This window comes from Streptomyces sp. NPDC090088, assembly GCF_044747345.1.
Taxonomy (GTDB): Bacteria; Actinomycetota; Actinomycetes; order Streptomycetales; family Streptomycetaceae; genus Streptomyces.
In genome coordinates this window covers 419,439-444,789 of record NZ_JBIVDZ010000005.1, presented here as the reverse complement: position 1 = coordinate 444,789, position 25,351 = coordinate 419,439, and the positions used below count along the sequence as shown (strand labels likewise).

The window sequence follows — 25,351 nt, the reverse complement described above, 5'->3', positions numbered from 1 at the left end:
GTGTAGATACCGACATTGTCGTGGATGACGCCGCAGCGCATGCTCGCTGCCATGGGACAACGGATCACCATCGTCGGCCCGGGTGCCGTCGGCGCCGCCCTCGCCGGGGCGTTCGCCGCGTCGGACGCCGAGGTCTCCCTCCTCGGCAGGCCGGGCCCGCACTTCGACGCGATCGCCGCGCGGGGTCTCGCCCTGCGCGGCGAGGAGGCTCGGACCGAGCACCGTCACTGGTTCCCCACGGCGTACGACGCCTGGCGGCTCCCCGTTCCGGATCTGGTGGTCCTGTGCGTCAAGAGCCAGCACCTGCTGTCGGCGGTCCGCTCCGTCCGGACGTGGATCGATCGCGGTGCGGACGTCCTCGTCGTGGCGAACGGTGTCCCCTGGTGGCTGCTGTCCACGGTCGAGTACTCCAGGGCCGGCCACGTCCTGCGTTCGGTCGACCCCGACGGGGAGCTGCTGGCCCTGCTGCCCGCCGAGCGCGTGATGGCGGGGGTCGCGCACTTCAGCAGTGTGGTCGACAGCCCGGGCCGGGTGACCCACGTCAGCGGCAGCAGGCTGATCGTCGGCGACCCGGCGGGCGGAGTCTCGCACCGTGTCACACGGTGCGTCGCCGCGCTGTCCGGGGGCGCCATCCGCCCGGAGCCCGCCGTGGACGTCCGCCGGGACATCTGGGAGAAGCTCCTGGGCAACGTCAACCTCAACCCCGTCAGCGCGCTCACCGGCGCCACCGTCCTGGACATCCTCGACGATCCCGACACACGCCGGTTGTGCGCCGCCATGTTCGAGGAGACGGCGGCCGTCGGCGCCGCGCTGGGCATAGCCAGTGCCATGACGGCCGACGGGCGGCTGGCCGTCGCCCGCGAGCTCGGCGCGTTCCGGACCTCGATGCTGCAGGACGCGGACCACGGCCGCCCCCTCGAACTCGACGCCGTCGTGGGTGCCGTACGCGAACTCGCGCGTCACACCGGCGTCCCCGCCCCCTCCCTCGACACCGTGCACGGCCTGCTCGCCCTGCGCGAGCGCGTCCGCGGCCACGCCCGGACGCCCGGCACCTGAAGGAGCCCCGTGCCACACCCTCTGGGCACTCCCCCGTCGAAGATCATCGCCGTTCACCTGAACTACCCCAGCCAGGCCAGGGAACGCGGACGGGCCCCGGCCCACCCCTCCTACTTCCTCAAGCCGCCCTCGTCGCTGTCCGGCACGGGCGAGCCGATCGTCCGGCCGGACGGCTGCGAACTCCTGGGCTTCGAGGGCGAGATCGCCCTTGTCATCGGTGCCCGCGCACAGCGCGTGGCGCCGGAGGACGGCTGGTCGCACGTCCGCTGGGTGACCGCCGCCAACGACGCGGGCGTCTACGACCTGCGCTACGCGGACCGCGGCTCCAACCTGCGCTCGAAGGGAGCGGACGGCTTCACGCCGATCGGGCCCCGCCTGCTGGACGCCGCCGAACTCGACCCCGCCGCCCTGCGCCTGCGGACCTGGGTCGACGGCGAACTGGTCCAGGACGACACGACCGACACGCTGCTGTTCCCCTTCGGGCGGCTGGTCGCCGATCTGTCCCGGCTGGTCACCCTGGAACCCGGGGACGTGATCCTGACCGGTACCCCGGCCGGTGCCTCGGTGGTCTCGCCCGGCGACACGGTCGAAGTCGAGGTCACAGGGGGCGAGTTGTCGACCGGACGACTGGCCAACCCGGTCACCGCCGGGCCCTCGCTGGAGCCGTTCGGCGCGATGCCCCGGGTGGATCCGGCCGAGCGCGATGCCGCCTACGGCACCGCCCTCCCGTTGCTGGACCCGGTCCTCGAAGAAGGGCTCACCTCGGTGGCGGTCGCGACGCTCAGCGCCCAACTGCGCGCCCGCGGCATGCCCCACATGTCCGTCGACGGTGTACGACCGCTGCGGCCGGCCTCGGCGAACCTGGTCGGCGTCGCCCACACCCTGCGGTATCTGCCGCTGCGCGAGGACCTGTTCGCGCGGTACGGCACCGGCATGAACGCGCAGAAGCGGGCGATCGAGGAGCTGCGTCCGGGCCAGGTCCTCGTGATGGACGCCCGGCGCGACGCGAGTGCCGGCACGCTCGGCGACATCCTCGCGCTGCGGGCGGCGATGCGGGGCGCGGCCGGAATCGTCACCGACGGCGCGGTCCGGGACAGCGCGACCGTCGCCGACCTGGACCTGCCGGTCTACGCGGCCGGCGCCCATCCGTCCGTCCTCGGCCGCCGGCACGTCCCCTGGGACACCGGCGTGCCGATCGCCTGCGGCGGCGCCCTCGTCCAGCCCGGTGACCTGATCGTCGGCGACGCGGACGGGGTGGTCGTCGTACCGCCGGAACTGGCCGCCGAACTGGTCGCCGACTGCCGGGAGCAGGAGCGGCAGGAGCGGTTCATCGCCGCGCAGGTGACCGCGGGCGAGAGCGTCGACGGTCTGTATCCGCTGGGTCCGGCCTGGCGGGAGGCCTATGAGAACTGGTGCAAGGGAGACTCACAGTGAAGTTCCGCAGCGATCCGGCGGTCATCCGCGGGTCCATAGCCCCCGTCGTGACACCGTTCACCGACGAAGGAGCGGTCGACCACGACGGCCTCGCCGCGCTGATCCGCTTCCAGCTGGACAACGGCTCGCACGGGATCTCCCTGGGCGGATCCACCGGTGAGCCGAGCGCGCAGAGCGTCACCGAGCGGATCGCCGGCATGCGCACGGCGGTGGAGGTGATCGGCGACCGGGTGCCGTTCCTGCCCGGCACCGGCTCCCACAAGCTCGGCGAGACCATCGAACTCACCGCCGCCGCACACGAGTTGGGCGCCGACGCGGCCCTGGTCATCACGCCGTACTACGCGCGGCCCACCCAGGAGGCGCTGTACCAGTGGTACGCGACGGTGGCCGGGGAGTTCCCGGACCTGCCGATCGTCGCCTACAACGTGCCCTCGCGCACGGCCGTCGACATCGCCCCGGAGACGGTCAAGCGGCTGTTCACCGACTTCGACAACTTCGTCGGGGTGAAGGAGACCACCAAGGACTTCGAGCACTTCTCCCGCATCCTGCACGCATGCGGCCGCTCCCTTCTCGTGTGGTCCGGCATCGAGCTGCTGTGCCTGCCGCTGCTCGCCCTCGGCGGTGCCGGTTTCGTCTCGGCCGTCGCCAACCTGGCGCCGGGCGCGGTGGCACGGATGTACGAGCTGTGGGCGGCCGGTGACTTCGACGGAGCCCGTGACCTGCACTACCGGCTGCACCCGCTGGTGGACCTGCTGTTCGTCGAGACCAATCCGGCGCCCGCCAAGTGGGTGCTCGCGCGGCAGGGCCGCATCTCCTCCCCGCACGTCCGCCCGCCGCTGACGACCCCCACCGACGCGGGCCTGACGAAGATCCGCGCGCTGCTTGCCGAAGGCGGCGACCTCACCGCACAGATCGGAGCCGGCCGGTGACCCCCGCGAACCTGCCCTCGACCATCCGGCACTGGATCGGCGGCGACCTCGTCGACGCGTCCGACGGCCGCACGTTCGACGTCTCGGATCCGGTGTCCAACACCGTGTACGCGCAGGCCGCGCGCGGTGCGGCGGCCGACGTCGACCGGGCCGTGACCGCCGCGCGGTCCGCTTTCCCGGCCTGGTCCCGTATCTCGAACCGCGAGCGCGCGGGCGTGCTGTACCGGATCGCGGAGGCGGTCGAAGCCCGGCACAACCGCCTGGCCGCCTTCGAGACGTACGACACCGGGCTGCCCGTCACCCAGGCGAAGGGCCAGGCGCGGCGGGCGGCGGAGAACTTCCGCTACTTCGCGGACGTGGTCGTCGCCCTCGGCGAGGAGGCCTTCCGGCAGGGCGAGGAGCAGTTCTCCTACGTCGTGCGCACTCCGGTCGGGGTCGCCGGGCTGATCACGCCGTGGAACACCCCGTTCATGCTGGAGAGCTGGAAGCTGGCCCCGGCGCTCGCCGCCGGCTGCACCCTCGTCCTCAAGCCCGCCGAGTGGACGCCGCTGTCCGCGTCCCTGTGGCCGGAGATCTTCGCGGAGGCGGGCGTGCCCGCGGGCGTGGTCAACATCGTCCACGGCATCGGCGAGGAGGCCGGCCAGGCCCTGGTCGACCATCCGGACGTGCCGCTGATCTCCTTCACCGGGTCCACCGACACCGGCCGGCACATCATCCGATCCAGCGCGCAGCACCTGAAGACCACCTCGATGGAACTGGGCGGCAAGTCCCCTGCGGTCGTCTTCGCGGACGCCGACGTGGAAGCCGCCCTGGATTCCGTCGTGTTCGGGGTGTTCTCCCTCAACGGCGAGCGCTGTACGGCCGGTTCGCGGGTGCTCGTCGAGCGACCCCTGTACGAGGAGTTCACCCGCCGTCTGGCCGAGCGGGCGGCGAATGTCCGGGTGGGCCTGCCCGCCGACCCGGCCACCGAGGTCGGCGCGCTCGTCCATCCCGAGCACTACGAACGCGTCCTGGACTACGTCGAGATCGGCAGGAAGGAGGCGAGGCTGGTGGCCGGCGGCACCCGCCCGGACCATCTCACCGGTGGCAACTACCTCCAGCCGACGGTCTTCGCCGACGTCGAGCGCGACGCCCGTATCTTCCAGGAGGAGATCTTCGGCCCGGTCGTCGCCGTCGCCCCCTTCGACACGGAGGCCGAGGCGATCGAGCTGGCCAACGCCACCCAGTTCGGGCTGGCCGCGTACATCTGGACCTCCGACCTCAAGCGCGGTCACCGCATCGCCCACGCCGTCGAGTCCGGCATGATCTGGCTGAACTCCCACAACGTCCGCGACCTGCGCACCCCCTTCGGCGGGGTCAAGGCGTCCGGCGTCGGCCGCGAGGGCGGCGCCCACTCCATCGACTTCTACACCGAGTCGAAGATCGTGCACGTGGCCCTCGGCCAGGTGCACACCCCCCGCTTCGGGACCGGCTCATGACCGCGCCCGATGTCGTCCGCTCCGCCTACGCCCAGCTGGCCGTCACCGATCTCGGCGCGGCCCGCTGGTTCTGGGTCGACATGCTCGGCTTCCACGTCCAGTACGAGGACCCCGGCACCCTCTGCCTGCGCGGCACCGACGAACTCACCCACAACTCCCTGGTGTTGAGGCGGGGCCGACGGGCAGCTCTCGATCACATCGCGTACCGGGTGCGCACCCCGGAGGACGTCGACAAGGCGGAGAAGTTCTTCACCGGCCTCGGCCGGCCGGTCAGGCGGGTGGCCGAGGGCGAGGGCACCCCCGGCGTCGGCGACGCCGTCCGCGTCGTCGACCCCCTCGGCTTCCCCGTCGAGTTCTTCCACGACATCGAGCGCGCCGAACGCCTCATCCAGCGGTACGACCTGCGCCACGGCGCCGAGATCGCCCGCCTGGACCACTTCAACCTCTGCACCCCCGACACCCCCGCCGCCTACGCCCACTACGAGTCGCTGGGCTTCGGCTGCTCGGAGACCATCGAGGGCGACGAGCACGAGTTGTACGCGGCCTGGATGTACCGCAAGCAGACCGTCCACGACGTCGCCTTCACCTGCGGCCCCGGACCCCGCCTGCACCACCTGGGCGTCGCCACCCACGAGTCCCACCACGTCCTGCGCGCCGCCGACCTGTTCGGCGCGGTGCGCAAGGAGCACCACATCGAGCGCGGACCGGGCCGGCACGGCGTCTCCAACGCCTTCTACCTGTATCTGCGGGATCCGGACGGCCACCGCGTGGAGATCTACACCTCCGACTACTACACCGGCGACCCCGACCACGAGACGTACCGCTGGAACGTGCACGACGACCGCCGCCGCGACTTCTGGGGCAACGCCGTCATCGAGTCCTGGTACAAGGAAGCCACTCCGGTGCTCGGCCTGGACGGCGCTCCCCAGCCGGTGGCCGACGGCCTGCTCGACGAGTCGGCCGTGCAGGTCGGCGCCGACGGTCTCGGCTGACGCCGGCCCGGCGGGCGGGCGGTGCTGCCTCCCCACGCGCGCCGCACCGCCGGATCGGCTCCCACCACACCCGGGACATGTCCGTCCCGTTCTGCACGAAGGACCCCCCTTGCCCCTCCACGCCGTCGCGAGCGCACGGCTCCTGTCTCCCGTGGCGGCGGTGCCGCTCGCCGCCCCGTGCGATCGGCTCCTTGCCGGGCTCGGGGCGCCGGCCCTGTTCCCGGACGCCGTCGTGGTGCCCATGCCGTCCGCGCGGCGGCCCTGGTGACCCCGCCGTTCGCGCGGCGCCGCGCCCGGGCCGCCGCGCCCGACCCCGTCCCGGCCGTCGTCTCCCTGGGCCTCGGCGTGCCACGCCTGACCGCGGGCCTGAGGCCGAGACGCGCCCAGGAGCGTCTGGACCACGGCGCCCACCTCACGGCACACGGCCCGCTCCCCGACCCTGGCGAACTCGGGCTCCGCGATCTGCTCGCGCTCACCGAGCGGATCGCCCTGCGGGAGCGCGGCCCAGCAGGCTTCCCCTTCCACCACAAGCTGCGCGCCGTCATGGCCTCGGCCCGGCGCGGCGGACTGACCGCGGCTGTCGTCGTCGACGCGGTGGAGGACGACCCGTCGTGCCGCAAGGACGAGGTGCTGCTCCGCCGCGCGCCCCATCTGGTCCTGGACGGCGCGCTGCTGACCGCGGAGGCCCTGGGCGCGCAGCAGGTGGTGATCGCGGTGTCCCACCCGGCGGCAGCGGCCGCGATCAAGGCCGCGGTCGCCGAGCGGCAGCCCCGGCGACGCGCCCGGGGACCCGAGATACGGATGGCTCGGTCGCAGGAACGTTTCATCGATGGAGTGGGTGACGCCTCGGCGGGCGGCCTCGAAGCGGTGCCGACGCTCCTCTCGAACACGGAGACATGGGCGCAACTCGCGGTCGCGGCCCGGATGGGCGCGGCGCGATTCGGCGCGCTCGGGGAGCGGGACGAGCCGGGAACATTCCTGGCGACGGTGACCGCGCATACGCCGGGCGGCAAGGGGCCCGCGCAGACCGTGGTGGAGGCGCCGCTGGGAACGCCCCTGGCCACCCTGCTGGAACGCTGTGGAACGGATGCCGGACAGGCGGTGCTGCTCGGCGGCCACGACGGAGCCTTCCTGCCCCGCCGGGCGGCCGACACCGCGCTGATGTCGCGCCGCGGAATCGAGGCGGCGGGCGCCGTGTTCGGAGCGGGCTCTGTGACACGGGTGCCCGAGGAGACGTGCCCGCTGGGAGAGGTGGCGCGAGCGGCGCACTGGCTGGCCGCGGAGAGGGTCTCGCACTGCGTGCCCTGCTTCCGGGGGCTGTCGGCGCTCGCCACGGCCCTGGACGACGTCGTACACGACGGCGGTGCGCCGGTCAGGGAACGGCTGCGGGAGCAGGTGGCCGCGGTCCAGGGCCGGCGCGCGTGTGCGCATCCGGACGGGTCGGCGCGGTTCGTGCTGTCGGCGCTGTCGACCTTCTCGGACGACCTGGCGGCGCATGCGCTGGGCAGCGGCTGCGGGCGGCGGGTATGGGGCGCCTTGCCGTTGCCGAGGGGGCCGCAGGCGGCGAGGACGGCCGAACGGTTCACGATGGACTGGACGCTGTGCGACGGACACGCGCTGTGTGCCGACGTGGTCCCGGAGTTGATCCGGATGGAGCAGGACGGCTATCCGGTTCTGTCCGCCACCGCGGTCCCTCCGCGTCTGGCCGCCCGAGCCCGACTCGCGGTACGACGGTGCCCGACACTCGCCCTGCGCGTCGAGAGAATCTGACAGGCGCGGCGCATCGGGGGTGCCCGGCCGCCCCAGATGCCCCGCCCCGCGCCTCACCCCTGCGGGAAGGGCGGCCGCCATGCCGCTGCCGGGCAGCTTGTGCGCTGCCCGGCGGAGGAGGCGTTACCGCGTCACAACCGGCCGGGTGGCTCGCTCCAGCTGCTGGATGACCGAGGTGTACGCCGCGCCGGTGGCATGGTGGAGACCGATCTCACAGGTGCGGTTCGCGCTGAGATGGGCCTGGGCGTCGAGTCGCCCGACCTCTTCGGCCTCGGCCGCGGTCGCGCTCTCCGTCAGTTCCCGGTGCAGAAAGCCGCGGTCGCCGGCGAACCCGCAGCAGGACTCGGCGATCGGCTGGACAACGCTGTCGGCGACCGCCTGTGCCACGGCCTTCAGGGCCGAGCCGTGGTCGGTCTGCTGCATCGAGCAGGTGGCGTGGACCACGGCGGTGGGGACTCGTTCGGTGACCGTGAGATGCGGCAGCAGTTCCCGCTGGGTCCAGTCGACGGCGTCGTGGATGGACAGCCGGCTGTGGCGGTCCCGGTCGGCCGGGCTCAGATGGGGCACCACGTCGCGCAGGGCGCCGAGCGAGCAGGAGGAGGCGTCCATGACGACCGGCAGGCGTCCCTCGTCGCTCCACCGCCACAGCCGCTCCACGAGCACCCCCGCCATGGCGGCGTGCCCCTTCTCGTAGCCCTTGCTGTGCCAGATGGTGCCGCAGCAGGTGCCCGCCACGTCCGCGGGGATCCACAGCGGTCGGCCGGCCCGTTCCGCGAGCGTGACGAGGGCCTGCACCACCGTCGGCCCGCTCTCTCCCGGGGGAGTGCCGAAGATCCGGTTGACACAGGCGGGTACGTAGACGGCGTGCGCCTGCTGCCGTCGGGTGGCGGGCAACCGCTTCGGGGCGGCCTGCGGCACCTCGGGCAGCCAGGCGGGGATCAGTTCGGTGCCGAGCACGCCACGGGCCGCGGCGGTGACCGCGCGCAGCGGGGCGTCTCCCGCGATGTCCGCGGTGCGCCGGGCGAGGCCCACGGCGGCCCGGGCGCCCCCTTCCAGACCTGCCCAGTGGCGTGCGGCCCAGGTGGCCGCGCGTTCGGCGAGCGAGCCGTGCCCGGCGTGCCGCAGCCTCTTCATCGCGGCGCCGGTGTCGATGCCGACGGGACAGCTCACCGCGCAGCTCGAATCCCCGGCGCAGGTGTCCACGGCGTCGTAGGCGTAGTCCTGGGTGAGGGAGAGCACGAGGGGGGAGTCGGCCCGGTGCCGGGCCATCTCCCGCTGCAGCACGATGCGTTGGCGGGGTGTGGTGGTCAGGTCGTGGCTGGGGCAGGCCGGTTCGCAGAAGCCGCATTCGATGCACGGGTCCAGGGCCGGGTCGACCGGGGGCAGCGTCTTGAGGTTGCGGACGTTCGCGTCCGGGTCGTGGTCCAGGATCACGCCGGGGTTGAGGATGCCGCGCGGATCGAGGGCGGCCTTGAGCCGCCACATGAGTCCGACGGCGGCGCTGCCCCACTCCTGGGTCACGAACGGCGCCATGTTGCGTCCCGTGCCGTGCTCGCCCTTGAGCGCGCCGTTGTAGGTGTTCAGCACCAGGTCGGCGAGAGCCTGCATGCAGGTGCGGTAACGGCGCACGTCCTCGGGTGCGGAGGGGTCGAGCATGAGCGGGAAGTGCAGGTTCCCGGCCGAGGCGTGCCCGGCGATGGGCGAGGCGAAGCCGTGCTGCTGAAGGAGCAGGAACAGGTCGCGGGCGGCGTCGGCCACCCGGTCCGGGGGGACACAGACATCCTCCACCAGCAGCACGGTGCCCGGGGGGCGGGTGCTGCCGACGGCGGCCAGCAGGCCCTTGCGGACCCGCCAGTAGGCGCCGGCGGTGGCCGAGTCGCGGGTGAACTGCCCCATCACGGGGGCGGTGGAAGCGGCCAGCACTGCCTCGGCGCGCTCCTGCTGGACAGTCAGGTCGTCCGAATCGGCGGCCCGGAACTCGACCAGCAGTGCGGCGTCCTGCGCGTCCTCGGTGAGTTCGGCGAGCCAGCGGGGGGCTCCGGAGACGCCGGCGGTGGAGCGCAGGGACGGGGCGTCCAGGAGCTCGACGGCATGGGCACCGGCCTCGACCAGGTCGGGGACGAGGGCAGCCGCGTCGTGCAGGCTCGGCAGGCGCAGCAGCGCGGTGGCGTGGTGGCGGCCGAAGGGAACCGTGTCGAAGACGACTTCGTCGAGGAAGCCGAGCGTGCCCTGGGAGCCGACCATGAGTCCGCGCAGGATCCCGGCGGGAGTGTCGGCGTCCAGGAAGGCGTCGAGGCGGTAGCCGTTCGTGTTCTTGATGGCGAACTTGGTCCTGATCCGGTCGCACAGCGCCGGGTCGGCCTCCAGCTCCTTCTTGATGGCCATGAGCTCGCGGACGAGGGCGGGTTCGGCGCGCTCCAGGTGCTCGTCGGCCGCAGGGTCGGAGGTGTCGACGACGGTGCCCGAGGCGAGGACGACGCGCAGGGACCGCACCGTGTGGTAGGCGTTGTGCACCACCCCGCACGACATCCCGCTGGCGTTGTTGGCGACCACGCCACCGATGGTGGCCGAGGCGCTGCTGGCGGGGTCGGGGCCGAGCATCCGGCCGTGCCGGGCGAGTTGCGCGTTGGCGCGTGCGATCACGGTTCCCGGACGGGTGCGGAGCACCCGGCCGTCCTCCTCGACCACGGCGCCGGCGAAGTGCCGGCGCACGTCCACCAGGATGCCCGAACCCTGGGACTGTCCGTTGAGGCTGGTCCCCGCGGCCCTGAAGGTCACGGGCAGGTCGTGGCGGCCGGCGAAGGCCAGTACGGCCGCGACATCCGCCGCGTCGCGCGCCATCACGACGACGCGGGGCAGGTAGCGGTACGGGCTCGCGTCGGAGGCGTAGCGGGCGAGGTCGGTGGGACGGGACAGCACCTGCTCCGCTCCGACCACCGCGGCCAGCCCCTCGCGCAGCCACCGCGGGGTGGCGACGGGAGAGCCCTCCGCTCCCCCGGTGTCCCGGCCGGTGGGCAGCGCGGCACGCAGCCGAGCCAGTTTCTTCATGTCGTGTCTCCTGGGATGTGCGTGCCGGCCGGTGGTCGAAGGCCGGTACGTCGGCTGAGCACCCGGTCGGCCTCGTGAACTGCGGCCGGCGCAGGGGCCGCCGGGCGGCTGGGGCATCCGCGCGGTGCCCGGGCGGATGAATCGCCCGGCACGGCGTCCGTGGCCCACGACGGAATTCCGGCGAGGCCGACGTGCCGGAACAGGGCGGCAGGGCTCACCGGGAGAAGGGCCGACGGTCGAGCACGAGGGCCGTGGTTGTCCCGTAGGCGCAGCGGTCGTACATCTCGATCGTGGTGCCGACACTGCTCACCGCGGTCATCGAGCTCCTCGTGGACGTGTGCGGAATGCGGTTGTTCGAGTGTGTCTCCCGCTTTCCCCTGCTGCTATGTTGCTTTCACTCAAGAGCGCGGGGTTCGTTGAGGCAATGACACAAACGCGCCCGCCCCTGGCAGGAGTGAGCATGGCCCGATCAGAGACAGGTGCCGTAGAGAAGCCGGGCGCGGAAGTGCCCGCTTCGGCGACGCTCGCCTCCCTGCTGGACGCGGTCGGCGACACCCTGCTGAGGGCGCTGGAGACCCCTCTCGGCCTGGACGTCCCAGTGAGCGAGCTGGAGATCCTGGATCCGCCGCACGCGGTCAGCGCGGCCCCGGACACGATGCTGTTCGGCATCGGCGTGCGGCCCGCCTCACCGGAGGCCGAAGCAGCCCTCCGCATGGCCGCCCGCGCTCGGTGCACCGCCCTGGTGGTCAAGCTCCACGGGGAGGACCCGGCCGGGTTGCGCGCCCTCGCCCGGGAGCAGGGCATCGCTCTGCTGGCGGCGGACGACGAGGCGAACTGGCGCCATCTGGACACCCTCCTGTCGGCGGTGCTCGCGACCCGGTCCGGACCGGCCGCGACAGGCGGTGACGGCGGAGAATGGGACGACCTGTTCGACCTGGCCAACGCGACCGCCGCCCAGCTGCGCGGCGCGGTGGCGATCATGGACGACAGCTACCGGATCATCGCCTATTCCACGATCTCCGGTCAGCCCACCGACGAGGTGCGGCGCCAGGGGATTCTCGGCCGGGAGGTGCCGGAGGTCTTCCAACCCCTGCACGCCGACCCCCGGTTGCGGCAGCGGCCCCAGCCGGTGCGGTTCACCGGGCACGGAGCTCTGCCTCGCGTCGCCGTCGGCATCCTGGCCGGTCGCGTCATGCTGGGATCCATCTGGGTCATCGACGCCGACAGCAGTCTGGGAGCGGAGCAGGAGCGGACACTGCGGGACGCCGCGGACCTCGCGGCGCTGCGCCTGCTGCGGCACCGCAATTCACGCGACATGGCTCGCCGGGCTCGCGAACAGGCGCTGCGCGGCGCCCTCCAGGGCGAGGACCTGCCCCACGCCGGTTCGCTCGGCTCGCACGGCACCGGATTCGTCGTCGTCGCCTTCGAGCACGCGCAGACGGAGACCGATGTCAGCGAACCCGACATGGCGCACATCATCGAGCTGATCACCAGCAGCGCACAGGTCCAGCACTTCAGGGCGAGCACCGTCCAACTCGACGGAGTGGTCTACTCGCTGCTGCCGGCCGACCCGTCGACGGCCGGCGCGGTGGGCGGAGAACTGGCGGGCAGTGTCCTGGAACGCATCCGGGTCATGCTGGGGGTCAGGCTGCGCGCCGGGATCGGCGGCCACGCGCCCGCCCTGTCCGGAGTGCAACGTTCACGCCAGGAGGCCGACGCCGCCCTCGGCGTTCTGGCCCACCGCGGGCAGGACCACGCCGTCGCGGACTTCCAGGAGGTGCGCGCGGAGTCCTTCTTCCTGCGGCTCCGCGCCGACCTCGACGCTTTCGACGCGGTGCAGCTGGACGCGCTGGAGGCGATGCGGGAGCACGACGAACGCAACGGCACCGAGTACACCCGCACCGTCTACGCGTACTTGCGGTGTCTGGGCGACAGCGCCCGGGCATCCGCCGAGATGTACGTGCACCCCAACACCCTGCGCTACCGCATCAAGCGCGCGGGGGAACTCTTCGGCATCGACCTGCACGACCCCGACGAGGCACTGCTGCTCTGGCTCCGCCTCCGGCTCCGGCACTGACGACGCCTTCACGCCGTCCGACAGGGGCGGTGCGGCACTTGTGCAAATCCACCAGGCACACCTGGTCCGATGAGTGAATCCACCATGGCCAACAGCAGTGGCAGCGGCCATTCTTGGTGCACCCCAGCGAGGGGCATTGCGGGACAAGTCAAGTCACCCCTCGCCTTCCGTGACCGCGCCAAGCCGTGACCATTCGCTTTTCGGGCGCCGGTGAACCGGACATGTTCAAGTGGAGGATGCACTCATGCCGCACAACAGACGTCTCACCGCGATAGGTGCGATGCTCGCCCTCACCGCCACCGCCTGCGCCGGCTCGGGCGGAGGATCCGGCAGCGGCGGCGGCACCATCGAGATCGGCCAGATCGCCTCGCTGACCGGGAACTTCACCCCGCTCGGCCAGAACGACAAGCTCGGCGCGGCGCTCGCGGTCGAGCAGATCAACGCCGCCGGCGGCGTCCTGGGCAAGAAGCTGCACATCACCGTCAAGAACGACGAGAGTGATCCCCAGCAGGCCATCACCGGCTTCAACAACCTGGTCAGCGGCGGCGCCGTCGCGTTCGTCGGCACGCCCGTCTCGAACGCGGCCCTCGCCGTCGAGCCGCTGGCGAAGCAGCGGCAGGTGCCCTACGTCTCGACCGCCGCCGTGGACCAGCAGGTGCAGCCGCCCTCCCCCTACATCTACATGACGCCGCTCACCGCGGGGGTGGTCTCCGAGCAGCTGCTGAAGTACTTCAAGGCGAGCGGCATGACGAAGATGGCGGTCGCCTACGACACCCAGAACGCCTTCGCCAAGACGGGCTGGGAGGACATGAAGGCGAAGGCCGCCCAGTACGGCATCGACTTCGTGGACGCCGAGACGTTCACCACCACCCAGACCAACTTCACGTCCGTCCTCCAGCACGTGCGGGGCAGCGGCGCCAAGGGCCTGATGGTGTGGGCCACCGGCGCGCCGGCGGTCATCCTCGCGAAGCAGTTCGCCGCCGCCGGCATGGGCGGCATGAAGCTCGTGTACAGCCACGCCGAGGCCAGCTCGCTGTTCACGGAGCCGGTGGGCGCCGCGGGTGAGGGCATCATCCTGGCGAGCTCGCTCGCCGTCATCGGCAACGACCTGCCGACGTCCGGAGTCAGGACGGCCGCGCTGAAGATGGCGGAGCCGTTCCAGAAGGCCAACGGCTCCTACCCGCCCGGGTTCGCGTTCGACGGCTACAACGCCGTCCAGCTCATCGCGGCGGCCATCAAGAAGGCCGGCAGCGCCGATCCCAAGAAGATCGCGGCCGCGCTCGACACCATGACCCTCCAGACCACCGTCGGCACGTACAAGTACACCTCGGGGGACCACGCGGGCCTCGGGGTCGATCAGGTCGCCATCAACACGATCAAGGGCGGCCACATCGTCCCGACGGACTGGACCACCGTGCAGCTCAAGGCCAGCCTGACGCCTTGATCGGGCAGGAGACCACACACATGCTCACAACCGAGAACCTGGCGCGGTCCTTCGGTGGCGTGTTCGCCGTGAACGACGTCACCATGTCGGTGCCGCAGGGCGAGTTGCGCGGGATCATCGGCCCCAACGGGGCGGGCAAGTCGACGCTGTTCAACCTGATCAGCGGACACCTGGCGCCCACCCGTGGCCGGATCACCTATCGCGACAAGTCCCTGGCGGGCACGGCGCCCCACCGCCGTGCCCGGGACGGCGTCGCCATCGTCTTCCAGGGCGCCCGCCTCTTCCACGGGATGACCGCCCTGGAGAACGTCATGGTCGGGACACACGCCCGGACCCACCACGGATTCGCCTCGGCGGCGCTCCGGCTGCCCGGCCACCGGCGCGAGGAACGGCTGATCGCCGAGCGCGCGAGGGAGGCTCTGGAGCAGGTCGGGATGGCCGACTTCGCCGACGTCTCGGCCGAGTCCCTCCCGCTCGGCCAGCAGCGCCGGCTTCAGGTGGCGCGCGCCCTGTGCGGCCGGCCGGATCTGCTGCTGCTCGACGAGCCGGCCTCCGGACTGCGGCTCGGGGAACGGCAGATACTCGCCGACCTGCTCCGCGAGCTGCATGACAGGGGCATCACGATGCTCCTCATCGAGCACGACGTCAGCATGGTGATGAGCCTCGCGGACCGGATCACGGTCCTCGACCTCGGCAAGGTCATCGCGGAGGGCACACCCGAAGCCGTGAGCCGCGACCCGCGGGTCGTCTCCGCCTACCTCGGTCAGGAGAGCTCCGATGCTGCAAGTCGATGACCTCGTCGTCCGTTACGGGTCGGCGGTCGCCCTCGACGGCGTCAGCCTCCGTGTCGGCCGCGGCGAGATGGTGGCGCTCGTCGGTCCCAACGGGGCCGGCAAGTCGACCCTCGTGAACGCCCTGTCCGGCATCGTGCGGCCGGCCGGTGGCACGATCCACATGGACGGACGGCTCGCGCAGGTGCCGGAGGGCCGGCAGCTCTTCGCCGACCTGTCCGTGGAGGACAACCTGCGGCTCGGCGCCTGGCGTTCCCGCAACCGTGATCCGCGGCGCATCTACGAGGTCCTGCCGGTCCTCGCCGACATGCGGCGCAAACCGGCCGGGACGCTGTCCGGAGGGCAGCAGCAGATGGTGGCGGTCGGCCGTGCGCTCATGGCCGACCCCGACCTGCTCGCGATCGACGAGCTGTCGCTGGGCCTCGCGCCCATCGTGGTCGCGGACCTGGCACGCCACCTGGCGCAACTCAACTCCGAGCAGGGCACGGCGATCCTGCTCATCGAACAGAACGCCAGGCTCGCCCTCGACCTGTGTCAGCGGGCCTACGTGATCGAGTCGGGACGGATCGTCGCGGACGGGCCCAGCGGGGAACTCGCCCGCAGCCCGGAGGTCGCCCGCGCCTACCTCGGCGGCATCACCGGCTCCGACACGGAGACTCACCTGGAGAGAACGGCGGAATGAGTTCCTTCTTTGCCTATCTGGTGTCCGGCATCGCGATCGGCTGCACCTACGCCCTGGTCGCCAGCGGCTTCGTGATGATCCACCGGGTCACCCGCGTGGTCAACTTCGCCCAAGGCACCTTCGCCGTCGTCGGAGGCATGGCCACGGCGTCACTGCTGAGCCGCGGTCTCCCGCACGGCGCCGCCGAAGTGGTGGCCCTGGCGGTGTCCGGCGCGCTGGGACTGCTCATCGGGATCATCGCGATCGGCAAGCCGGGCACCCCACCCCTGTCATCGGTCATCATCACCCTGGGGCTCGCCATCGGCGCCTACGCCGGGGAAGTGATCGTCTTCGGCGACCAGCCGCTGTCGTTCACCATGGCACGCGGTTCCACGAGCTTCCTCGGCGCGCACGTCGACCGGCAACTGTTCGTCGTCATCGCCGTCGCCGTGGTCAGTTACGCCCTGCTGGGGCTGTTCTTCGGCCGTACCTACGTCGGCAAGGCGCTGACCGCCTGCTCGTCCAACCCCTACGCGGCACGGCTGTCGGGCATCAACGTCACCCGGATGGGTCTGCTGGCGTTCATGATCGGCGGGGCCCTCGGCGGGCTGGCCGGCATCCTGATCACCCCCATCCAGCCGGTGTCGTTCGACTCCGACGCGCAGCTCGCCGTCAACGGTTTCGCGGCGGCCATCTTCGGCGGGCTGATGCACCCCTGGACGGCACTGCTCGGCGCGCTCGTCCTGGGTGTCTCCGAATCGATGATCGGGGGCTATGTCGACGCGTCCTACGAGATCGAGGTGGCCCTGGTGCTCATGCTCGCCATCATGGTGTGGCGCGCCGCCCGCACCCCGGCCATGGCCGAGGAGGTCGCATGACCGGCCGTCCGACACCTGCGAAGCCGGCCCGCGTCGGCGCCGTCGTCGCGGTGGCCGTCGTCACCGCGGTCCTGCCGCTGTTCCTGGACTCCACACAGCTCACCGTCTACACCGAACTGCTGCTCTCCGCGGTGGTGACCACCGGGGTGTCCCTGCTGCTCGGGTACGCGGGGCAGATCTCCCTCGGGCACGGCGGGTTCTACGCCGCGGGGGCCTACACCGCGGCGCTGATGGCGACCCACGGCCTGCCGAGCCTGCTGGGGCTGGCCTGCGCGCCACTGGTCGCGGGGCTGCTGGGCCTGCTGGTCGGCATGCCGTTGCTGCGTCTGCGCGGGCACTATCTCGCCTTCGCGACGCTGGCCTTCCAGCTCATCCTGCTGGCGGTGATCGGGCAGCAGACCTCCCTGGGCGGGGACATCGGCCTGAGCGGCATCCCCAGCCTCGGGATCGGTTCGCACCACATCTCCGGGTTCCGGGGCTACGCGTGGGTCGCCTGGCTGGCCCTGGTGGTGGTCATGGTGGTCACCAGGAACATCGTGCGTTCCCGTCCCGGCAGGGGGCTGCGCGCGCTGGCCACCAGCGAGATGGCGGCGTCCTCGTCCGGTGTCCCGGTGGGCCGCTACAAGCTCGTGGTCTTCGGTCTCTCGGCGGCGTTCGCCGGGCTCGCCGGCGGTATCTTCGCCTTCTTCATCGCCTACGTCGCCCCCGGTTCGTTCGGGGTACTGGTGTCCTTCCAGTTCGTCGTCATGGCCGTGGTGGGAGGACTCGTCACGCTGTGGGGGCCGTTGATCGGCGCGTCCACCATCACGCTGCTGCTGCAGTGGCTGAACGACGTCGGAGCGCGGCCGGGCATGCCCGACTACGCGCCCCAGGTCTTCTCCTACGCGGTGTACGCGCTGCTGCTGGTGCTCGTGGTGCTCTTCCTGCCGCGGGGTCTGGTGCCCGCCGGGACCGACGCGCTTCGACCGCTGGCACGACGGCTCGCCCGTGAGCGGCCGGAATCCGTGAACGGCACGTAGGAAGGCCCGAAGCCCCGCTGTACGAACCGTGGTTCGTACAGCGGGGCTTCGGAGTCGTACGGCCCTAGAAGTTGCCGCGCCTGGCCTGCTCGCGCTCGATCGCCTCGAACAGGGCCTGGAAGTTCCCCTTGCCGAAGCCCAGGGAGCCGTGGCGCTCGATGAACTCGAAGAACAGCGTGGGCCGGTCGCCGATCGGCTTGGTGAAGATCTGCAGCAGGTAACCGTCCTCGTCGCGGTCGACGAGGATGCCGCGCGAGGCCAGTTCCTCGATGGGCACGCGTACATGGCCGATCCGGGCGCGCAGTTCCGGATCGGTGTAGTAGCTCTCGGGGGTGTCGAGGAACTCGACGCCCCTGGCCCGCAGCACGTCGACGGTCTGGATGATGTCGTTGGTGGCGAGGGCGAGGTGCTGGGCGCCCGGGCCTCGGTAGAAGTCGAGGTACTCGTCGATCTGCGAACGCTTCTTGCCGACGGCCGGCTCGTTGAGCGGGAACTTCACGCGGTGGTTTCCGCTGGCGACGACCTTGCTCATGAGTGCGGAGTACTCGGTGGCGATGTCGTCGCCGATGAACTCGGCCATGTTGGTGAAGCCCATGACCCGGTTGTAGAAGTCGACCCACTCGTCCATGCGCCCGAGTTCCACGTTGCCCACGACGTGGTCGAGCGCCTGGAAGAGGCGCTTGGGCGCACCGTCGGGCTTGACGTATCCCGAGGTCCGGGCCACATATCCGGGCAGGTAGGGGCCGGTGTAGCGGGAGCGGTCCACCAGGGTGTGGCGGGTGTCCCCGTAGGTGGCGATGGCGGCGGTCCGGACGGTGCCGTGTTCGTCGGTGACGTCGTGCGGCTCTTCCAGCACGGTCGCGCCCTGCGCGCGGGCGTGGGCGATGCACCTGTCGACATCGGGCACTTCGAGGGCGATGTCGATCACGCCGTCACCATGGCGGTGGTGGTGGTCGAAGAGCGGGCTGTCCTGGGCGACACCGCCCTTGATCACGAACCGGATCGCTCCGGAGCGCAGGACGTACGCGTGGTGGTCGCGGTTCCCGGTCTCCGGACCGGAGTAGGCGACCAGCTCCATCCCGAAGACCACCTGGAACAACAGCGCGGCCTGGGTCGCGTTGCCCACCGCCCAGACCACCGCGTCCCAGCCGGTCACCGGGAAGGGGTCGCCCTCCGCGTCGTACTCCACGAGCCCGACCAGCTGCTTGAGCTGCCGCAGGTCGAGCTCCGCCAGCCGCTCCTGGCTCGTGAGGGTCTGTTCCATGCTCATGCGTCGTCCTCCTGGGTGTCCTGCTTCCAGCGCGTGGCGCTCAGGAGACACTGGTCCTGCTTACTGCACAACAGACGCTTTCTGAGCTGTTCAGGCTGCTCACTTTGCCTGCCTGACGGCGGGGTTACCTGTGCAATATGCCTAGTTGAGAGAAGGTGGTCGTGGTGACCGACGGGCAGCCGCTGGACTCGCTGGACATCGACCTGCTCCGCCTGCTGCGGGACAACCCGCGCACCGGCGTTCTCGAACTGTCGCGGACCCTGGGGGTCGCCCGCGGAACCGTCCAGGCGCGGCTGGACCGGATGGAACGCACGGGCGTCCTCGTCGGCTTCGGCCCCGAGGTGGACGTGAGCGCGGCGGGATTCCCGGTCCAGGCGTTCGTGACCCTGGAGATCGCCCAGGGCGCGCTCGACGATGTCGCCGCCGAGCTTGCCGCCCTGCCCACCGTGCTGGAGGCGTACGCGACGACGGGAGCCTCCGACGTGCTGTGCAAGCTGGCGGCCTCGTCCCACCAGGACCTCCAGGAAACCCTGCTCGCCCTGAACCGCTCACCGACGGTGGCCCGCTCCACGAGCGTGATCGTGCTGTCGGTGGTGGTGGCGCCCAGGGTCCTGCCGTTGCTGCAGTCCCGTCAGCACCGTGCGCCCCGGCGCTCTCCCGCCTACAACGACCCCCAGTGACACGGGCGATGGCGTCCGGCGCCGTCAGGACCTGCTGAGTGCCGCCAGCCGCGAGGCCGCCTCCTTCACCTGTGCCGCCACCCGCTCGCCGTCGAACTCGTGCATGGCCACCACGCCGACCGAGGCGCCCGCCGTGCCCGGAACCTCGAAGCCCGCCGCCACCCCGGTGGCACCCTGCTGGAGCTGCCCCGAGGTGATGCTGTAGCCCAGCTCCCGGGCCCGCGTGATCTCCTCGGGCTCATCGGACGCGGGCGGCTGCAGGGCGAGGATGGCGATGCCGTTCGCCCCCTTCTCCAGCGCGTGCCGTACGCCGATGCGGTACCCCACCCGGACCGGGCCGTGCTGGACGGCCGGCTCCGCGCCCGCCACGGGGACGCACTCCCGCGCGCCGTGGGCCACCGTCAGGAACGCGGCGGCGCCCGTGCCGTCGGCGAGCTCCTGGAGCACCGGCTGGGCCGCCGGTACCAACTGGCGCTGGAACCTCCCCGCGAGCGTGGCGGCACCGGCACCGAGCCGCACCCGCTTGCCCTGCCGGGCGACCAGGGCGTGCTCCTCCAGCGTCTCCACGATCCGGTACGCGATGGACCGGTCGATCCCGAGCTGCGCTGCCAGGTCTGCCACCGTCAGGCCGTCGGCCGTCAGCGAGATCACGTCCAGGGCCCTCAGCCCGCGATCCAGACCTTGCAGGGTGGCCATCGACACCTCCTGATCCCGGGGCCGCACTCGGCACCCGGAGAAACCGACAGATCTTCTTCTGGCGCCACGTTAGGGCACGGGCGCCCGACCGCACATGATCACGGACGCGCGGAGGCGGAGCGCGACCTTGACTGGGCCGCCACCGGGACCTAATTTCGCCTTGTTGCTTTCATCGCACAAAAATGTGCGCTCAGCGCACATTTTTCTGGTGCGCGGCACCGCGACTCCGAGTCACGAGGAGAGAGACTTGCCGTACTACCACCGGGCGGGCTCGGTCCCGCCGAAACGTCACACCCAGCACCGTGACCCGGACGGGAACCTCTACTACGAGGAACTGATGGGCGAGGAGGGCTTCTCCTCGGACTCCTCGCTGCTCTACCACCGGCACATACCCTCGGCGGTGCGGGAGTTCCGTGTCTGGGACCTCGGGGACCAGTCGCTGGTGCCCAACCACCCCCTGCTCCCCCGTCACCTCTCCACGCACAAGCTGTTCGCGGAGGGCGAGTCCGGGATCGACGCGGTGACCGGGCGCCGGCTCCTGCTGGGCAACGAGGACGTGCGGCTGGCGTACGTCGTGGCCGACTCGGTGAGCCCGTACTACCGCAACGCGATCGGCGACGAGTGCCTCTACGTCGAGGCCGGGCGGGCGCGGGTCGAGTCGGTCTACGGCGACCTGGAGGCCGGCGACGGCGACTACGTGATCGTCCCGCGGGCGACCACGTACCGGATCGTTCCCGACGGGGTCGTACGGATCTACGTGATCGAGGCGAACTCACACATCGGGCCGGTGCGGCGCTATCTGTCCAAGCACGGCCAGCTCCTGGAACACGCCCCCTACTGCGAGCGCGACTTCCGTCTCCCCGACGGGCCGAGGACCGTCGAGGGCGAGAACGTCGACGTGTACATCAAGCACCGGGGACCGGGCGGGGTCGCGGGAACCGTCCACACGGTGCCGAACCACCCCTTCGACGTGGTCGGCTGGGACGGCTGCCTCTACCCGTACGCGTTCAGCATCCGCGACTTCGAGCCGGTCACGGGCCGGGTGCACCAGCCGCCGCCGGCCCACCAGGTCTTCGAGGGCCACAACTTCGTGGTCTGCAACTTCGTCCCGCGCAAGGTGGACTACCACCCGCTGGCCGTCCCGGTGCCGTACTACCACTCCAACGTCGACTCCGACGAGGTGATGTTCTACTGCGGCGGAGACTACGAGGCACGCAAGGGCTCCGGGATCGGGCAGGGTTCGATCTCGCTTCACCCGGGCGGGCATCCGCACGGTCCCCAGCCCGGTGCGACGGAACGGTCGATCGGGGCGGAGTTCTTCGACGAACTCGCGGTCATGGTCGACACCTTCCGGCCGCTGCAGCTCGGCGAGGCCGCCCGCGCGACGGACGACGGAACGTACGTCTACTCCTGGGAGCCGAAGCGATGAGCGTGCCCCGGACGCCTGGGATTCCTCCGGTACTCGCCGGACTGTTCGACGACGCGGCGGTCTTCCCGCCCGGCAGTCTGCCGATCGAGGAGGCGGTCCCGGCCCACGTGGCGCACACCCGCGGCGCGCACGCCGGGCTGGTCGGGCCGTTCGTCCTCGCCGCCAAGGATCTCGACCGGCTCGCCGATCCGACCAGCGCTCTCGCCGAGGAGTCCTTCGACCTCTCGGTGACCGTGCCACTGCCGGACGTCTCCGCCGCGATCGCCGCGGCGGACCGGATCCCGGCCGTACGCCTGGTCGCGCTGGAGGTCTCCGTCCCGGACCTGGCCGCCGCCGAGGAGGTGGTCCCGGCCCTGGCCGAGGCGCTCGGCGAGCACGACACCGTCACCGTGTACGTGGAGGTACCGCGTGACGGCCGGCGCGACGCGCTGCTCGCCGAACTCGCCGGGACCCCCTACCTGGCCAAGTTCCGCACCGGAGGCGTACGCCCCGAGCTCTACCCGGACGAGCGCGAACTCGCGGCGACCGTCCTGGCGGCGACGCGGGCCGGGGTCGCGTTCAAGGCGACCGCGGGGCTGCATCACGCGCTGCGCAACACCGATCCGGAGACCGGCTTCGAACAGCACGGCTTCCTCAACCTGCTGGTCGCCGTCGACGCGGCACTGCTGGGCGCCGAAGAGGCGGAACTGGTCCGGCTGTTGGCCGACCGGGACGGCAGGCGGGTCGCCGAGCGGGTCCGTGCCGTGTCGCCTCGGGTCCGTGACCTGTTCCGCTCCTTCGGCACCTGCTCCGTCGCCGAACCCGCCACCGAGTCGGCCGCGTTGGGGCTGCTGCCCGCCGGGGCCGTCGCCGACCTGACCGAGGTGTCCGCATGACCAGCACCATCCAGTTGACCGTCCCGGCCGACTCGCTGTTCGGCCCGGCCAACCTGCCCTACGGCGTCTACTCGGCACCCGGTCGACTGCCGCGCGTGGCGACCCGGTACGGCGACCACGTCATCGATCTGGCGGTGCTGCTGGACGACGACGTCTTCGACCGGCCGAGCCTGAACGCCTTCATGGCCCAGGACCACGCCCGCTGGGTCGAGGTCCGTGCCGCGATCACCGAGCGGCTCCGGGGCCCGGTTCCCGCGGCGGCGGTCCACGACCTGGGTGCGGTGACGCTGCACCTGCCGTTCGAGGTCGCCGACTACGTGGACTTCTACGCCTCCGAGCATCACGCCGCCAACCTGGGCCGGCTGTTCCGGCCCGGCAGTCCCGAGCCGCTGATGCCGAACTGGAAGCACCTGCCGGTCGGTTACCACGGGCGGGCGGGCTCCGTCGTCGTCTCGGGCACCGACATCGTCCGGCCCTCGGGACAGCGCAAGGGACCCGAGGACCCGGCACCGGTCTTCGGGCCCTCGACCCGGCTCGACATCGAGGCCGAGTTGGGCTTCGTCGTCGGGACCGGCAACGCGATGGGCGAGTCCATCGGCGCCGAGGACGCGGAGCGGCACATCTTCGGGGTGGTGCTCTTCAACGACTGGTCCGCGCGCGACATCCAGGCCTGGGAGTACGTTCCACTCGGCCCGAACCTGGGCAAGTCCTTCGCCTCCACCGTCTCGCCGTGGGTGGTTCCGCTGCTCGCCCTGGACGCGGCCCGGGTCCCGGTCCCGCCCCAGGAGCCGGCCGTGCTGCCGTACCTGCGGATGGCCCGGCCGTGGGGCCTGGACGTCGACCTCGCGATCGAGTGGAACGGTCAGGTCGTCTCCCGGCCGCCGTACGCCGCGATGTACTGGTCCCCCGCCCAGATGCTGGCCCACCAGACCGTAAACGGCGCCCCCTCCCGCACCGGCGACCTGTTCGCCTCCGGCACCGTCTCCGGACCGGAGAAGGAGCAGCGCGGCGCCTTCATCGAACTGACCTGGGGCGGCAGGGAGCCCGTCACGGTGGGCGGCCGGCCGCGCACGTTCCTGGAGGACGGGGACGAGGTCGTCCTCACCGCCACCGCCCCGGGCGCGGACGGAGTCCGGATCGGCTTCGGCGAGGCCCGCGGCCGGATCGTCAGCAGCAAGCGTCGGGAGGCGTGATGAGCAAGACGGTGGCCTCGCCCGCCGAGGCGGTTGCCGACATCACCCCGGGCAGCTCCCTGGCCGTCGGCGGGTTCGGGCTCTCCGGGATCCCGGACCGCCTGATCACGGCACTGGCCGAGCAGGGAGCCGACGGCCTGGAGGTCTTCTCCAACAACTGCGGGGTGGACGGGACCGGGCTCGGCATCCTGCTCGACCTCGGCCGCATCCGCCGGGTCACGGCGTCCTACGTCGGGGAGAACAAGGAGTTCGCCCGCCAGTACCTGTCCGGCGAACTCGAAGTGGAACTCACCCCGCAGGGGACGCTGGCCGAGCGGTTGCGGGCGGGCGGCTCCGGCATCCCCGCGTTCTACACCCCGGCGGGCGTGGGCACTCCGGTCGCCGAGGGCGGCCTGCCGTGGAAGTACGACCGGGCGGGGAACGTCCTGGTCGCGTCCCCGCCCAAGGAGGTCCGTGAGTTCCGTGGCCACCGGTACGTCCTGGAGGAGGGCATCGTCGCCGACTTCGCGCTGGTGCACGCGCGGCTCGGCGACACCGACGGGAACCTCGTCTTCAACAAGGCGACGGTGAACTTCAACCCCCTTGCGGCGATGGCGGGGCGGATCTGTGTCGCGCAGGTGGAGGAACTCGTCCAGCCCGGTGAGATCGACCCCGCCCAGGTGCATCTGCCCGGCATCTACGTCCAGCGGATCGTCCACACCGGCCCGCAGACCAAGCACATCGAGAAGCGCACCGTCCGGGAGAACGTGGCATGAGCGAGCAGCGGACCGGCTGGTCCCGGTCACAGATGGCGGCGCGCGCGGCGCGGGAACTCCGGGACGGCGAGTACGTCAACCTCGGCATCGGCCTGCCGACCCTCATCCCCAGCTTCCTCCCGGAGGGGGTCCGGGTCACGCTGCACAGCGAGAACGGCATCCTCGGAACGGGCCCCTACCCGACCGACGACGAGGTCGACGCCGACCTGATCAACGCGGGAAAGGAGACCGTCACGGTCGGCCCGGGTGCGTCGTTCTTCGACTCCGCGCAGAGCTTCGGCATGATCCGCGGCGGCCACATCGACACCGCCGTGCTCGGGGGCATGCAGGTCTCCGGCACGGGTGACCTGGCCAACTGGATGGTGCCCGGGAAGATGGTCAAGGGAATGGGCGGCGCGATGGACCTGGTCCACGGCGCCCAGCGCGTCATCGTGCTCATGGAGCACGTCGCCAAGGACGGCTCGCACAAGATCGTCGAAAGGTGCACCCTGCCGCTCACCGGGCAGGGAGTGGTGCAGCGGATCATCACCGACCTGGCCGTGCTGGACGTCACGGCCGAGGGCTGCCGCCTGGTCGAACTGGCGCCCGGTGTCACCCTCGACGAGGTGCGTGCGAAGACGGGCACTCCTCTCTCGGCCTGACCCGCCCGACGGAACTCCTCTCGGCGGCACGGCCTCGGACGGCAAGCGGGGCGGCGCTCCCGGAACCGGTGCCGCCCCACGTTGTCGGTCCGACGTCACGCCCCGCTCGGGCCCGCCACCCGGGTCTCCCAAGAGAAGTGACTGGCTACGCGGGCATCAGGTAGTCGACGCGCCACCCAGATGACGCATCAACTAGGTGTCCGGACTCGGGATTTGGAGCGCACCTGGTGCCGGC

22 protein-coding genes are annotated in these 25,351 nt (G+C 71.5%); 19 read left to right on the top strand and 3 right to left on the bottom strand.

The features are described 5' to 3' along the window. Window positions 1-51 precede the first annotated feature (51 nt). From ACIPSJ_RS25940 to ACIPSJ_RS25910, 7 genes are all read left to right on the top strand, one after another. Entirely contained in the window at window positions 52-1,056 is a 1,005-nt protein-coding gene (locus tag ACIPSJ_RS25940) for a ketopantoate reductase family protein (protein ID WP_401349400.1), read from the top strand. A 9-nt stretch (window positions 1,057-1,065) separates the two neighbouring features. Continuing rightward, window positions 1,066-2,490, top strand: coding sequence for a fumarylacetoacetate hydrolase family protein (locus ACIPSJ_RS25935; RefSeq protein WP_401349397.1), 1,425 nt, complete (start codon window positions 1,066-1,068; stop codon window positions 2,488-2,490). Continuing rightward, a complete protein-coding gene (gene dapA, locus ACIPSJ_RS25930) occupies window positions 2,487-3,419 on the top strand; it encodes a 4-hydroxy-tetrahydrodipicolinate synthase (RefSeq protein WP_401349395.1) in 933 nt (310 codons plus the stop codon). Before ACIPSJ_RS25935 ends, dapA begins: the two co-directional genes overlap by 4 nt. Beyond that, complete coding sequence (gene hpaE / locus ACIPSJ_RS25925) at window positions 3,416-4,897, top strand: 5-carboxymethyl-2-hydroxymuconate semialdehyde dehydrogenase (protein WP_401349392.1); 1,482 nt, start codon at window positions 3,416-3,418, stop codon at window positions 4,895-4,897. Before dapA ends, hpaE begins: the two co-directional genes overlap by 4 nt. Beyond that, complete coding sequence (gene hpaD / locus ACIPSJ_RS25920) at window positions 4,894-5,889, top strand: 3,4-dihydroxyphenylacetate 2,3-dioxygenase (protein ID WP_401349390.1); 996 nt, start codon at window positions 4,894-4,896, stop codon at window positions 5,887-5,889. Before hpaE ends, hpaD begins: the two co-directional genes overlap by 4 nt. A gap of 109 nt (window positions 5,890-5,998) precedes the next feature. Then, window positions 5,999-6,157, top strand: coding sequence for a hypothetical protein (locus ACIPSJ_RS25915; RefSeq protein WP_359226846.1), 159 nt, complete (start codon window positions 5,999-6,001; stop codon window positions 6,155-6,157). After that, window positions 6,154-7,659 carry a ferredoxin gene (locus ACIPSJ_RS25910; protein WP_401349387.1) on the top strand — a complete coding sequence of 502 codons (1,506 nt, stop codon included), beginning with the start codon at window positions 6,154-6,156 and terminating at the stop codon, window positions 7,657-7,659. Before ACIPSJ_RS25915 ends, ACIPSJ_RS25910 begins: the two co-directional genes overlap by 4 nt. A 123-nt stretch (window positions 7,660-7,782) precedes the next feature. Here the strand turns inward: ACIPSJ_RS25910 and ACIPSJ_RS25905 are convergent, their stop codons facing one another. Further along, the gene (locus ACIPSJ_RS25905) at window positions 7,783-10,707 is read right to left on the bottom strand and encodes an FAD-binding and (Fe-S)-binding domain-containing protein (protein WP_401349386.1); all 2,925 of its coding nucleotides are present in this window, start codon (window positions 10,705-10,707) and stop codon (window positions 7,783-7,785) included. Window positions 10,708-11,167: 460 nt separating this feature from the next. Between ACIPSJ_RS25905 and ACIPSJ_RS25900 the strand changes: the two genes are divergently transcribed. The 6 genes from ACIPSJ_RS25900 to ACIPSJ_RS25875 all read left to right on the top strand — a co-directional run bounded on the left by ACIPSJ_RS25900 (window position 11,168) and on the right by ACIPSJ_RS25875 (window position 17,577). Continuing rightward, on the top strand, window positions 11,168-12,784 hold the full coding sequence (locus tag ACIPSJ_RS25900; RefSeq protein WP_401349383.1) for a PucR family transcriptional regulator: 1,617 nt from the start codon (window positions 11,168-11,170) through the stop codon (window positions 12,782-12,784). 244 nt (window positions 12,785-13,028) lie between these two features. After that, a complete protein-coding gene (locus ACIPSJ_RS25895) occupies window positions 13,029-14,228 on the top strand; it encodes an ABC transporter substrate-binding protein (RefSeq protein ID WP_359226839.1) in 1,200 nt (399 codons plus the stop codon). Window positions 14,229-14,248: 20 nt separating this feature from the next. After that, the gene (locus tag ACIPSJ_RS25890; protein WP_401349381.1) at window positions 14,249-15,022 is read left to right on the top strand and encodes an ABC transporter ATP-binding protein; all 774 of its coding nucleotides are present in this window, start codon (window positions 14,249-14,251) and stop codon (window positions 15,020-15,022) included. After that, entirely contained in the window at window positions 15,006-15,701 is a 696-nt protein-coding gene (locus ACIPSJ_RS25885; RefSeq protein ID WP_359226835.1) for an ABC transporter ATP-binding protein, read from the top strand. Before ACIPSJ_RS25890 ends, ACIPSJ_RS25885 begins: the two co-directional genes overlap by 17 nt. Then, window positions 15,698-16,558, top strand: coding sequence for a branched-chain amino acid ABC transporter permease (locus ACIPSJ_RS25880; protein ID WP_359226833.1), 861 nt, complete (start codon window positions 15,698-15,700; stop codon window positions 16,556-16,558). The genes ACIPSJ_RS25885 and ACIPSJ_RS25880 overlap by 4 nt, the downstream gene beginning before the upstream one ends. Then, window positions 16,555-17,577: a branched-chain amino acid ABC transporter permease gene (locus tag ACIPSJ_RS25875; RefSeq protein ID WP_401349378.1), complete on the top strand. Its 1,023-nt coding sequence runs from the start codon at window positions 16,555-16,557 to the stop codon at window positions 17,575-17,577. The genes ACIPSJ_RS25880 and ACIPSJ_RS25875 overlap by 4 nt, the downstream gene beginning before the upstream one ends. A 64-nt stretch (window positions 17,578-17,641) precedes the next feature. On the opposite strand, the gene hppD is transcribed toward ACIPSJ_RS25875, so the two are convergent. Further along, window positions 17,642-18,847, bottom strand: a complete 1,206-nt coding sequence (gene hppD, locus ACIPSJ_RS25870) for a 4-hydroxyphenylpyruvate dioxygenase (RefSeq protein WP_359220029.1) — start codon at window positions 18,845-18,847, stop codon at window positions 17,642-17,644. Between the two features lie 164 nt (window positions 18,848-19,011). Between hppD and ACIPSJ_RS25865 the strand changes: the two genes are divergently transcribed. After that, window positions 19,012-19,527 carry an Lrp/AsnC family transcriptional regulator gene (locus ACIPSJ_RS25865; protein ID WP_359220026.1) on the top strand — a complete coding sequence of 172 codons (516 nt, stop codon included), beginning with the start codon at window positions 19,012-19,014 and terminating at the stop codon, window positions 19,525-19,527. A gap of 24 nt (window positions 19,528-19,551) precedes the next feature. Here the strand turns inward: ACIPSJ_RS25865 and ACIPSJ_RS25860 are convergent, their stop codons facing one another. After that, window positions 19,552-20,223: a helix-turn-helix domain-containing protein gene (locus ACIPSJ_RS25860; protein ID WP_359220023.1), complete on the bottom strand. Its 672-nt coding sequence runs from the start codon at window positions 20,221-20,223 to the stop codon at window positions 19,552-19,554. A gap of 247 nt (window positions 20,224-20,470) precedes the next feature. Between ACIPSJ_RS25860 and ACIPSJ_RS25855 the strand changes: the two genes are divergently transcribed. Genes ACIPSJ_RS25855 through ACIPSJ_RS25835 form a run of 5 tightly spaced genes read left to right on the top strand, consistent with a single transcriptional unit; the run spans window position 20,471 to window position 25,116 of the window. After that, the gene (locus ACIPSJ_RS25855) at window positions 20,471-21,652 is read left to right on the top strand and encodes a homogentisate 1,2-dioxygenase domain-containing protein (protein ID WP_359220021.1); all 1,182 of its coding nucleotides are present in this window, start codon (window positions 20,471-20,473) and stop codon (window positions 21,650-21,652) included. Next, the gene (locus ACIPSJ_RS25850; protein ID WP_401349374.1) at window positions 21,649-22,527 is read left to right on the top strand and encodes a hypothetical protein; all 879 of its coding nucleotides are present in this window, start codon (window positions 21,649-21,651) and stop codon (window positions 22,525-22,527) included. The genes ACIPSJ_RS25855 and ACIPSJ_RS25850 overlap by 4 nt, the downstream gene beginning before the upstream one ends. Then, window positions 22,524-23,720 (top strand): fumarylacetoacetase, encoded by a 1,197-nt coding sequence (gene fahA, locus ACIPSJ_RS25845; RefSeq protein ID WP_401349371.1) that lies wholly within the window; start codon window positions 22,524-22,526, stop codon window positions 23,718-23,720. Before ACIPSJ_RS25850 ends, fahA begins: the two co-directional genes overlap by 4 nt. Then, window positions 23,720-24,475, top strand: a complete 756-nt coding sequence (locus ACIPSJ_RS25840) for a CoA transferase subunit A (protein WP_401349368.1) — start codon at window positions 23,720-23,722, stop codon at window positions 24,473-24,475. The genes fahA and ACIPSJ_RS25840 overlap by 1 nt, the downstream gene beginning before the upstream one ends. Continuing rightward, window positions 24,472-25,116, top strand: coding sequence for a CoA transferase subunit B (locus tag ACIPSJ_RS25835; RefSeq protein WP_401349365.1), 645 nt, complete (start codon window positions 24,472-24,474; stop codon window positions 25,114-25,116). Before ACIPSJ_RS25840 ends, ACIPSJ_RS25835 begins: the two co-directional genes overlap by 4 nt. Window positions 25,117-25,351 lie beyond the last annotated feature (235 nt).

Bases quoted from the DNA above. Each gene is read 5' to 3' on its own strand.
- ACIPSJ_RS25940 (WP_401349400.1), top strand. From the start codon at position 52: ATGGGACAACGGATCACCATCGTCGGCCCGGGTGCCGTCGGCGCCGCC.
- hpaD (WP_401349390.1), top strand. From the start codon at position 4,894: ATGACCGCGCCCGATGTCGTCCGCTCCGCCTACGCCCAGCTGGCCGTC.
- ACIPSJ_RS25905 (WP_401349386.1), bottom strand. From the start codon at position 10,707: ATGAAGAAACTGGCTCGGCTGCGTGCCGCGCTGCCCACCGGCCGGGAC.
- ACIPSJ_RS25900 (WP_401349383.1), top strand. From the start codon at position 11,168: ATGGCCCGATCAGAGACAGGTGCCGTAGAGAAGCCGGGCGCGGAAGTG.
- ACIPSJ_RS25895 (WP_359226839.1), top strand. From the start codon at position 13,029: ATGCCGCACAACAGACGTCTCACCGCGATAGGTGCGATGCTCGCCCTC.
- ACIPSJ_RS25890 (WP_401349381.1), top strand. From the start codon at position 14,249: ATGCTCACAACCGAGAACCTGGCGCGGTCCTTCGGTGGCGTGTTCGCC.
- ACIPSJ_RS25885 (WP_359226835.1), top strand. From the start codon at position 15,006: ATGCTGCAAGTCGATGACCTCGTCGTCCGTTACGGGTCGGCGGTCGCC.
- ACIPSJ_RS25880 (WP_359226833.1), top strand. From the start codon at position 15,698: ATGAGTTCCTTCTTTGCCTATCTGGTGTCCGGCATCGCGATCGGCTGC.
- ACIPSJ_RS25875 (WP_401349378.1), top strand. From the start codon at position 16,555: ATGACCGGCCGTCCGACACCTGCGAAGCCGGCCCGCGTCGGCGCCGTC.
- hppD (WP_359220029.1), bottom strand. From the start codon at position 18,847: ATGAGCATGGAACAGACCCTCACGAGCCAGGAGCGGCTGGCGGAGCTC.
- ACIPSJ_RS25860 (WP_359220023.1), bottom strand. From the start codon at position 20,223: ATGGCCACCCTGCAAGGTCTGGATCGCGGGCTGAGGGCCCTGGACGTG.
- ACIPSJ_RS25850 (WP_401349374.1), top strand. From the start codon at position 21,649: ATGAGCGTGCCCCGGACGCCTGGGATTCCTCCGGTACTCGCCGGACTG.
- fahA (WP_401349371.1), top strand. From the start codon at position 22,524: ATGACCAGCACCATCCAGTTGACCGTCCCGGCCGACTCGCTGTTCGGC.
- ACIPSJ_RS25840 (WP_401349368.1), top strand. From the start codon at position 23,720: ATGAGCAAGACGGTGGCCTCGCCCGCCGAGGCGGTTGCCGACATCACC.
- ACIPSJ_RS25835 (WP_401349365.1), top strand. From the start codon at position 24,472: ATGAGCGAGCAGCGGACCGGCTGGTCCCGGTCACAGATGGCGGCGCGC.